This is a genomic window from Kitasatospora sp. NPDC058965, from assembly GCF_042741245.1.
GTDB lineage: Bacteria > Actinomycetota > Actinomycetes > Streptomycetales > Streptomycetaceae > Kitasatospora.
In genome coordinates, this window is record NZ_JBHYKG010000021.1 from 38,887 (window position 1) to 48,647 (window position 9,761).

At 71.6% G+C, this 9,761-nt stretch carries 7 protein-coding genes; 4 read left to right on the forward strand and 3 right to left on the reverse strand.

The genetic code is table 11. The annotated features are described in order from the left end of the window. Positions 1–59 precede the first annotated feature (59 nt). From ACFW1A_RS06185 to ACFW1A_RS06200, 4 genes are all read left to right on the forward strand, one after another. The gene (locus ACFW1A_RS06185) at positions 60–1,571 is read left to right on the forward strand and encodes a glycoside hydrolase family 43 protein (protein WP_380404971.1); all 1,512 of its coding nucleotides are present in this window, start codon (positions 60–62) and stop codon (positions 1,569–1,571) included. 53 nt (positions 1,572–1,624) lie between these two features. After that, the gene (locus tag ACFW1A_RS06190) at positions 1,625–3,364 is read left to right on the forward strand and encodes a cellulase family glycosylhydrolase (protein WP_380404974.1); all 1,740 of its coding nucleotides are present in this window, start codon (positions 1,625–1,627) and stop codon (positions 3,362–3,364) included. 71 nt (positions 3,365–3,435) lie between these two features. Next, complete coding sequence (locus ACFW1A_RS06195; protein ID WP_380404977.1) at positions 3,436–5,553, forward strand: beta-galactosidase; 2,118 nt, start codon at positions 3,436–3,438, stop codon at positions 5,551–5,553. A gap of 256 nt (positions 5,554–5,809) precedes the next feature. Further along, positions 5,810–7,606 carry an alpha-L-fucosidase gene (locus ACFW1A_RS06200; protein WP_380404980.1) on the forward strand — a complete coding sequence of 599 codons (1,797 nt, stop codon included), beginning with the start codon at positions 5,810–5,812 and terminating at the stop codon, positions 7,604–7,606. A 69-nt stretch (positions 7,607–7,675) separates the two neighbouring features. Here ACFW1A_RS06200 and ACFW1A_RS06205 read toward each other — a convergent pair whose 3' ends face one another. The 3 genes from ACFW1A_RS06205 to ACFW1A_RS06215 form a co-directional block, all read right to left on the reverse strand. Then, complete coding sequence (locus ACFW1A_RS06205) at positions 7,676–8,452, reverse strand: hypothetical protein (RefSeq protein WP_380404983.1); 777 nt, start codon at positions 8,450–8,452, stop codon at positions 7,676–7,678. Beyond that, positions 8,449–8,979 (reverse strand): SigE family RNA polymerase sigma factor, encoded by a 531-nt coding sequence (locus ACFW1A_RS06210; protein WP_380404986.1) that lies wholly within the window; start codon positions 8,977–8,979, stop codon positions 8,449–8,451. The genes ACFW1A_RS06205 and ACFW1A_RS06210 overlap by 4 nt, the downstream gene beginning before the upstream one ends. 128 nt (positions 8,980–9,107) lie before the next feature. After that, positions 9,108–9,761, reverse strand: a 654-nt coding sequence (locus ACFW1A_RS06215) for an expansin EXLX1 family cellulose-binding protein (protein WP_380404989.1), incomplete at its 5' end; no start/stop codon positions are given.

The following is a 9,761-nucleotide window of genomic DNA, read 5'->3' on the forward strand; positions in this document are numbered from 1 at the left end:
CCGCCCCCAAAGGTCGGGGCACCACCCCGAGCACCGACCCCGCGAGAGGAACCGACCCCGTGTCAGGCCAGCACCAGGCGCAGCAGACCGTCAGCAACCCGGTGATCCCCGGCTTCCACCCCGACCCCAGCATCTGCCGGGTGGGCGACGACTACTACCTCGTCTGCTCCAGCTTCGAGTACTTCCCCGGCATCCCCGTCTTCCACAGCCGGGACCTGGTCAACTGGACCCAGATCGGCAACGCCCTGGACCGGCCGAGCCAGCTGCGCCTGCCGCGCGAGATGCCCTCCTCCGCCGGCATCTACGCCCCCACCCTGCGCCACCACGACGGCCGCTTCTGGCTGATCGTCACCAACGTGGGCGACGGTGGCAACCTGCTCTTCACCGCCACCGACCCGGCCGGGCCCTGGTCCGACCCGCTGCGGCTGCCCGGCGTGCCCGGCATCGACCCCGACCTCGCCTGGGACGAGGACGGCACCTGCTGGTGCACCGTCGCCGGGATCAGCCAGGTCCGCCTCGACCCGGTGACCGGCGAGACCCTCGGCGAGCCGGAGCGGACCTGGTCCGGAGCGCCCGGCGCGCAGGCCCCCGAGGCGCCGCACCTGTACCGGATCGGCGCGTACTGGTACCTGCTGATCGCCGAGGGCGGCACCGAGCGCGGCCACTGCGTCTCGATCGCCCGCGGCGACTCGCCGACCGGCCCGTTCGAACCGTGCCCGGCCAACCCGATCCTGACCCACCGCAGCACCCACCACCCGATCCAGAACACCGGCCACGCCGACCTGGTCCAGGGCCCCGACGGCTCGTGGTGGATGGTGCTGCTGGGCGTGCGCCCCGGCGGCGGCACCCCCGGCTGGCACGTGCTCGGCCGGGAGACCTTCCTCGCCCCGGTGAGCTGGGTGGACGGCTGGCCCGTGGTGGGCGAGGTGTCGCCCGAACTGCCCGCCCCCGCCTGGCCGCTGCACCCCGGCCCGGCGCTCCCGGCCCGCGACGACTTCGACCAGGCCGAGCTGGCACACCGGTGGATCTCGGTGCGCGAGCGGCCCGCCGAGCTGTGCTCCACCAAGGAGCGGGCCGGCTGGCTGACCCTGCACGCCGCCGGTGCCTCGCCGGACGAGCCCGACCTGGTGTTCGTCGGCCGGCGCCAGCAGCACCTGTCCTGCCGGGTGCGTGCCCTGCTCGACCCGGCGGCCGGTCGCGGCGGCCTGGTCGTGCGGCTGGACGAGCAGCACCACTACGAGATCGAGGCGGACGCCGAGCAGGTGACGGTGTTCGCCCGGATCGGACCGCTGCGCACGGAGGTGGCCACCCGGCCGCTCCCCTCCGGACCGGTGGTCCTGGGCATCGACATCACCCAGGACCCGCCGCGGGAGGCGCGCTCCGGCCCCGATCTCCTCTCCTTCGGCGTCGAGGAGCCGGACGGCACCTTCACCGTGCTCGGCACCCTCGAAGGCCGCTACCTGTCCACCGAGGTGGCAGGCGGCTTCACCGGCCGGGTCGTCGGCATGTACGCCGCCGCCGGCACCGTCCACTTCGACTGGTTCGACTACGAGTCGCAGCACGCGTCGTGACCGGTCGTCAGCACCGCCGCATCCCCCACCACGCCCACGAGAAGGACCACACGATGAACGCCGCTCCCCGCACCGCCCGCCGCCGGCTCGGCCGGTCGGCCGCCCTGCTGGTGGCCGTGGCCACCGCCGCCGGCCTGACCGGCGGCACCGCCTTCGCCGACCAGGACCACCAGGGCGACCGGTCGGGTGCCGCCTTCGGACCGGCCCCGCGCGACCCGATGGCCGCCGTCGCCGCCATGCAGCCCAGCTGGAACCTGGGCAACACCCTGGACGCCATCCCCGACGAGACCTCCTGGGGCAACCCGCTCACCACCAAGCCGCTCTTCGACTACCTGCGCTCCCAGGGCTTCCACAGCGTCCGGATCCCCGCCACCTGGTACCCGCACCAGTCCACCACCGCCCCCTACACGATCGACGCGGCCTACCTGGCCCGGGTCAAGCAGGTGGTCGACCTCGCACTGTCCGACGGTCTGTACGTCGAGCTGAACGTCCACCACGACTCGTGGCAGTGGATCGCCAACATCGCCACCGACCACGACTCCGTGATGGCGCGGTTCGACTCGACCTGGCAGCAGATCGCCGCCGAGTTCAAGGACGAGCCGCGCAAGCTGCTCCTGGAGAGCGTCAACGAGCCGCAGTTCAACAACGCGACCGACGCCCAGAAGACCCAGTACATGAACGAGCTCAACACCTCGTTCTTCACCGTCGTGCGCAACTCCGGCGGGGGCAACAAGGACCGCCTGCTGGTCCTGCCCACCCAGGGCTGCACCCCGTCCCAGCCCCTGATGGACGACCTGAACGCCGAGATCGCCTCCCTGCACGACAGGAACCTGGTGGCGACCGTGCACTACTACGGCTACTACCCGTTCAGCGTCAACATCGCCGGCGGCACCACGTACGACGCGCAGAACCAGAAGATGACCAGCGACACCTTCGCCCTGTTGCACAGTGAATTCGTCAGCAAGGGCATACCGGTCTACCTGGGCGAGTACGGCCTGCTCAGCGAGCCCAACTCCGGCACCGTCGAGCAGGGCGAGCTGCTGAAGTACTACGAGGACATCAACTACCAGGCCCGGCTCAACGGCGTCACCAGCGCCCTGTGGGACGACGCGAACTACTTGGACCGCACCAACCTGGCCTGGCGCGAGCCCGACCTGATGGCGCTGATCAAGACCTCCTGGACCACCCGCTCGGGCACCGCCTCCACCGACAACCTCTTCGTGCCGCACACCGGCACGATCCCGGCGCAGACCATCACCCTCAACGGCAACGGCCAGTGGTTCACCGGCCTGTGGCAGGGCGACCGACCGCTGATCCCCTACCTCGACTACACCCTGAGCGGCGACCGGCTGACCCTGACCTCGCGGGCGCTGACCCGGCTGGCCGGCGACCGCGCCTACGGGGTCGACGCGACCCTCCAGGTCCGCTACTCGCAGGGGCAGCCGTGGCAGCTGCACGTGGTCTCCTTCGACACTCCGGTGGCGGCCGACGCCACCGGGACCACCACCGGGCTGACCATCCCCACCCAGTTCCACGGTGACCAACTGGCCACCATCGAGTCCAAGTACGCCGACGGCAGCAACGCCGGCTCGGCGAGCTGGACGGCCTTCCAGGCGTTCAACTCGGCGTTCGCGCCGGACTACGCGAACAACGCACTGGTCCTCAAGCCGGACTTCCTCAACTCGCTCAAGGACGGCGTGCCGGCGACCTTGACCGTCCACTTCTGGAGCGGCGCCACCGTCAGCTACCAGGTGGTCCGCTCCGGCAGCACGGTGACCGGTACCGCTTCCTGACCCGTCCTCGCTCCGCCCGGCCCGGCTGCCGATTCCGGCCGCCGGGCCCCGTCACGCCCCGAGGTGAATCCATGGTCCCGCTGCCCCCGCGCGTGCTGTTCGGCGCCGCCTACTACCCCGAGTACCAGCCGTACGACCGACTAGAGGAAGACCTCGACCTGATGGCGGAGGCGAGGTTCACCGTGATCCGGGTCGGCGAGTCCGTCTGGTCCACCTGGGAGCCGGAGGACGGCCGATTCGACCTGGACTGGCTGCAGCCCGCCCTGGACGCCGCCCACGAGCGCGGCATCTCGGTGGTGCTCGGCACCCCCACCTACGCCGTGCCGCCGTGGCTGGCCCGGCACTACCCGGAGATCGCCACCGAGCGGTCCACCGGGCAGCGGATGGGCTGGGGCGGGCGCCAGGAGGCCGACTTCACCCACGCCGCCTTCCGGTTCCACGCCGAGCGCGTTGTCCGCGCCGTCCTCGCCCGCTACGCCTACCACCCGGCGGTCATCGGCTACCAGGTGGACAACGAGCCCGGTCTGCACCTGCCGCACAACCACGGCGTCTTCCAGCGCTTCGTCGACCACCTGCGGCACGCGTACGGGGACGTGGCCACCCTCAACCGCGAGTGGGGCCTGGTCCACTGGTCGCACCGGCTGACCGACTGGGCCGACCTGTGGACCCCGGACCGCAACCAGCAGCCGCAGTACGACGTCGCCTGGCGGGCCTTCCAGGCGCGCCAGGTGACCGAGTTCATCGCCTGGCAGGCCACGATCGTGCGGGAGTACGCCCGCCCGGACCAGTTCGTCACCACCTGCCTCGCCTACGGGCACCCGGCGGTCGAGGACGACGAACTGACGGACGCCCTGGACGTCACCGCGGGCAATCCGTACTACGACATGCAGGACGCCCTCGCACTGCCCGATCCGACGCCCGACGGGCACGAGCAGCAGTGGAAGACCACCGGCGTCTGGGCCCTGTACCAGAGCGCCGACCGGATCTACTCCTCGCGGCAGGAGCCGTTCCTGCTCACCGAGACCAACGCCCAGGCGATCAGCGGCACTTCGGACAACCGACCGGCCTTCGACGGCCAGTGGCGGCAGGCCGCCTGGGCCTTCGTGGCGCGCGGGGCACGGATGATCGAGTACTGGCACTGGCACACCCTGCACTTCGGCGCCGAGACGTACTGGGGCGGCGTGCTGCCGCACAGCGGCAGGCCCGGCCGGGTCTACGCCGAACTCGCCGGGCTGGGAGGCGAGTTCGAGACGGCCGGCGCCCTGGTCGCCGGGCTTGAACCCGACGCCGACCTGGCGGTGCTCTACTCGATGCCCAGCAAGTGGCTGATGCAGACGTACCCGCCGCTGGCCAGGCCGGACGGCAGTCCTGACCCGGCCTCCTACCACCGCCTCCTCGACCCGTTCTACCGCGGCGCGTTCGAGGCCGGCCGCCAGGTGCGGATCCTGCACACCCGCCAGTTGCACGACGCCCGGGTCGGCCGGCAGGGGGTGGCGCCCGACCTGGCCGCGCAGCGCCACCCGGTGCTGGTCGTCCCCGCCCTCTACCTGGCCGAGGACTCGATGCTCGACTGGCTCGCGGCCTACGCCCGGTCCGGCGGCCACCTGGTGCTGGGCCCGCGCACCGGCTACGCCGACCACGAGGCCCGGGCCCGGCACGAGACCGCCCCGCCACGGCTGAGCGCGGCGGCCGGCGTCCGGTACGACGAGTTCAGCAACCTGTCGGCGCCGCTGCCGGTCCGCCCCGCTCCGGGAAGCGAGCTGACGCTGCCCCGGGACGCGACCGCGACCCACTGGGTGGAGGGACTGACCACCACCGATGCCACGGTGCTCGCCGCGTACGAGCACCCGCACTTCGGCCGCTGGCCGGCCGTGACCACCCGCCGCCACGGTGCGGGCCGGATCACCTACGTGGGCACCGCGCCCGGGCGCAGCTTCGCCCGGGCGCTGGCCGAGTGGCTGGCCCCGGCTCCGGTCAGCGGCTGGCGGGACCTGCCGGTCTCCGTCACCGCGACCACCGGCACCGCTGCGGACGGGCGCCGGGTGCACGTGGTGCACAACTGGAGCCGGCAGCCCGCCGAACTGCGCACCCCGGTCGACCTGGCCGATGTGCTGGACGGCAGTGCGCTGCCCGCGGGTACCACGGTGCACCTGGGCGCCTGGGACGTGCGGGTCTTCGTGGCGGACTGAGCCACCCTCGGGCCGCCATACATCCCATCACTGAGCATGAGTTAGCGTCCGCCTCACGCTAAAAGGCCGCAAATACCCCACTTGTCTCAGTGATTCATCGGACCTCCCTCTTGTCGACCAGGTTGCAGGCTCGTAAGGTCCTCGATACAGCGAGCCGCCCGGTCGACGAGGGGAGCCCGTCCACCGTCAGGTCGGCTCCCGGTGCGCCGGCGCTCCGCCCCCACCGGTCAGCAGCACGCCCTCCCTGGAGCCGCACATGCCCCCCACCGACCTGAGTCGCCGCCAGCTGCTCCGGACCGCCGCCATCGCCGGGGGTGCGATGGCCATCGGTCTGCCCCAGCTCTCGCTGGCCACCAACGCCCAGGCGTACCCGGTGCCGTCGAAGATGGCCTGGTGGTCCCAGGCCCGGTTCGGCCTGTTCATCCACTTCGGGTCCTACAGCTTCCACGCCAACGGCGAGTGGGCGTTCTCCAACGAGAACTGGACCAAACCCACCTACCAGACCCAGGTCTCGGCCCCGTTCAACCCGACCGGCTTCAACGCGAACACCATCGCCGACCTCGCCCTGAACGCCGGCATGAAGTACGTGGTCCTCACCGTGAAGCACCACGAGGGCTTCGCGATGTACAACTCCGGCGTCGCGGGCTTCACCGACACCACCGGCACCAAGCGCTACACGCTGCCGGGCTACACCGCCTACCAGGACGACCTGGTGGGCGCGCTCAAGACCGCCTGCGACGCCCGCGGCATCAAGTTCGGCATCTACTACTCGATCATGGACTGGAACCACTGGTCCCAGACCATCGACCACAACACCACCTACACCGACATGGCCTCGATGAGCGCCCGGGCCTCCTACATCAGCGACATGAAGGCCCAGCTGCAGGAGCTGATCACCACGTACGACCCCGCGATCCTCTGGTTCGACGGCGACTGGTGCGCCGACCCCGCCACCCCCACCCTCACCGACTGGTGGACCAAGGCCGACGGGATCGACCTCTACAACTACCTGATCGGCCTCAAGCCCAGCCTGGTCGTCAACGAGCGGGTCAAGCGCGACCAGGGCCTGGGCGACTTCGCCTGCCCGGAGCAGACCGTGCCCGCCCAGCCGCTGAACCGCCCCTGGGAGACCTGCGCCACCATGAACGGCCAGTGGGGGTACACCTCCTGGGCCGAGAACTCCTACCGGTCCGTGGGGGCCGTCCTCCAGGAGTTCGTCACGGTGGCTTCCCGGGACGGCAACTACCTGCTCAACATCGGCCCCAAGGGCGACGGCACGCCCACCCCTGGCTCGGTCACCATCCTGCAGGGACTGGGCAGCTGGATGGCCGTCAACAGCGACAGCATCTACGGGACCACCGGCAGCCCGTTCACCGCAGGGCCGTCCTGGGGGAGGTTCACCAAGAAGAGCGGCAAGCTCTTCGCGCACGTGTTCACCTGGCCGGGCAACGGCACCCTGCAGCTCCCGCTGATCTCCAACGCCATCACCAAGGTCTACCTGCTGAGCAACCCCGCCACCTCGCTCCCCTACTCGGTCAGCGGCGGGACCATCAACGTCTCGGTGCCCGCCAACGCCCCCGACGCCAATGACTCGGTGGTCGTCGTCGAGGTCACCGGGACGCCCGCGGTGGTCGCCGACGGCGTGTACGAGCTGATCTGCGCCCGCAGCGGCAAGGCGCTGGACAACGGCAACACCAGCACCGCCGGCAGCCAGGTGATGCAGTGGACCACCAACGGCGGCACGACGCAGCAGTGGACCCTGACCGGCCTGGAGGGGGGCCGGTTCAAGCTGGTGAGCAGGCGCAGCGGGCTGGCCCTGGACAACGGCAACAGCACCATCGCCGGCAGCGCGGTGGTCCAGCAGCCCGACAACGGGAGCGACCAGCAGCAGTGGACCGTGGTCGCGCTCGGCGGCGGCCTCTACCAGCTGACCAACCAGGTGAGCGGGCAGGCGATCGACAACGGCAACGGCGGCGCGGACGGCCAGGGCGTGCTCCAGTGGACCGTCAACTGGGGCAGCCCGCAGCAGTGGCAACTGGTCAAGGTGGGCTGACCGCGGCGGAGAACCGACTGCGCGGCCGGGGAGCACGTCCCCTGCCGCGCAGTGCAGTTGCCGTGCAGTTCAGTGGCCCGCGCCGAACCCGCCCCAGACCGAGGCGGCGCCGCCCGGCCCCTGGGTGTCCACCCGGTAGCTGTCCCCCGCCGCGCCGCGCACGCCGGTGGCGTGGTTGAACTGGGCGGCGAACTCGTGCTGCCCGGCCGGCACCGTGAGGCCCGGCCTGAGCACCCAGCGGTAGACCAGCACACCACCGGACTCCTGGACGGTGACGGTGAAGTCCTCGTTCGGCAGGGTCCGCCAGCTGCCGGTGCTCTGCACGTTCCCGGTCTGGGCGACCCGGATCTCGATCGTGAGGGCGGTCAGCTGCTGACCCGTCCTCAGCGTGAGGTTGTTCTGCTCCCAGTACACCGTGCTGTGCGCGTCCACCGAACCGGCCGACCACAGCGGTCCGTTCTGCGCCTGGGCCGTCGCCGACGCGCTCGGGCGGGGGCTGCCCGGCGGCGCGACCGGCACCGCGCCCGTGGTGGGGGTGGCGGGCGACGGCGTCGCCGGATCCGTCGACGGGCTCGGCGACGGCGTGGCGGGCGCCGTCGTGACCGTGGTCGTGGTGGGCAGCGACTGGACGATGCCGGCCACGGCCAGGCCGCCGGTCGCCAGCAGGCCGGCGGTGACCACGGACCCGAGGACGAACCGGGGGCCGGACCGCCTCAGTGGCCGCACCCGGTGCCGGACGGCGGGACCGGCCGTGCCGCGCTCGACCCGGGCGAGCATCCGCGCGCGGTCCGGCTGGTGCGCCCGGGCGGCCTCCCGCAGCCGCTGGGCCGTCTCCTCCTCGTTCACCGCATCCTCCTTCCTGCCACCAAGTCGCCGACCGCTCGTGCGCCAAGTATCCCTACCAGCTCCGCCATGCCCTTCGAGGTCTGGCTCTTCACCGTTCCGACGGATATCCCCAGGGCCGCGGCGGTCTCCTTCTCCGACAGGTCGAAGGCGTGCCGCAGCACCACGCAGGCCCGCTTGCGGAACGGCAGCCGGGCGAGCGCCGCCCGGACGTCCAGGACGGCGGCCGTGTCCGGCGCCTCCACCGGCCCCGGCCCCCGCGACCAGAACAGCGCGATCCGGCGGCGCTCACGGACCGCACTGCGGATCCGCTCGCGCGCCATGTTGGCCACCACGCCGCGGGCGTAGGCGAGCGGGTGGTCGGCGCCCCGCAACCGGTCCCAGCGCTGCCACAGGGCGACCAGGGCGTCGGCGGCGAGGTCGTCGGCCGCGTCCGCCTCACCGGTCAACAGAGCTGCAAACCGGGCGAGTTCGGCGTAATGGCGTTCGAAGAAGTCGTGGAACTCCGCGGACGTGTCATCGAGGAGCATCTCCCCCGGTCGTCCTCTCCCTACTGTGTGCGCGTTAACAAGAGGGCGCAGCATAACAAGCCCCGATGGCGGCTCCGCACCGCGCTCGTCACCGGTGGCGGGCCGGTGGCCGCAGTCGGACGGGCTGCTCAATGCCGGGCGAACTGGACGCCGGTCGACTGCACGACATCGGGTTGGACGCCGAGGTGGTCGACGGTCAGTTGCTCCCCGTAGATGTCGGTGATCCGGATCGACCCGCCGCACCCCGTGCCGTCGGCGGAGAGGAAGTAGTTGTAGTCCGTGCGCGGCAGCTGCCGCCAGCTCCCGCCGGCCCGGACCTCCAGCGTCGCGATCGGGTTCCGGTGCCCGATCGCCTGGATCGCGCACCACCACTGGCTGGAGCCGGGCTTGTACCGGATCGAGAGATCCCCCACCGAGCCAGGGCTCAGCAGCGTCCAGGTGATCGCCAGCCGGCCCACCTTCAGGTCGGCGAGCTTGGCGAACGCCTGCTGGCTCAGGTCGAGTTGGCCGACCGCGCAGGGCAGCGGGCAGACGTTGACGATGCGTACCGTGAGCGAGGCCCCGTGGTCGGCACGGATCTGCACGTACGCACCGCAGGCCCGGGACACCTCGTAGTCGGTGACGTTCATCGCCGCCACCATCATGTCCCCGCCGGTCGGGCCGAACGAGCAGGCGCCGTTGCCGTCGGCGGCGTCGTAGGCCGTCGCGACGCCCGGGTAGCTGACGCCGGGCTCGATCCGGCCGGCCGCGGGCGCCACGGCGGCCGACGCCGGGTGGGTGGC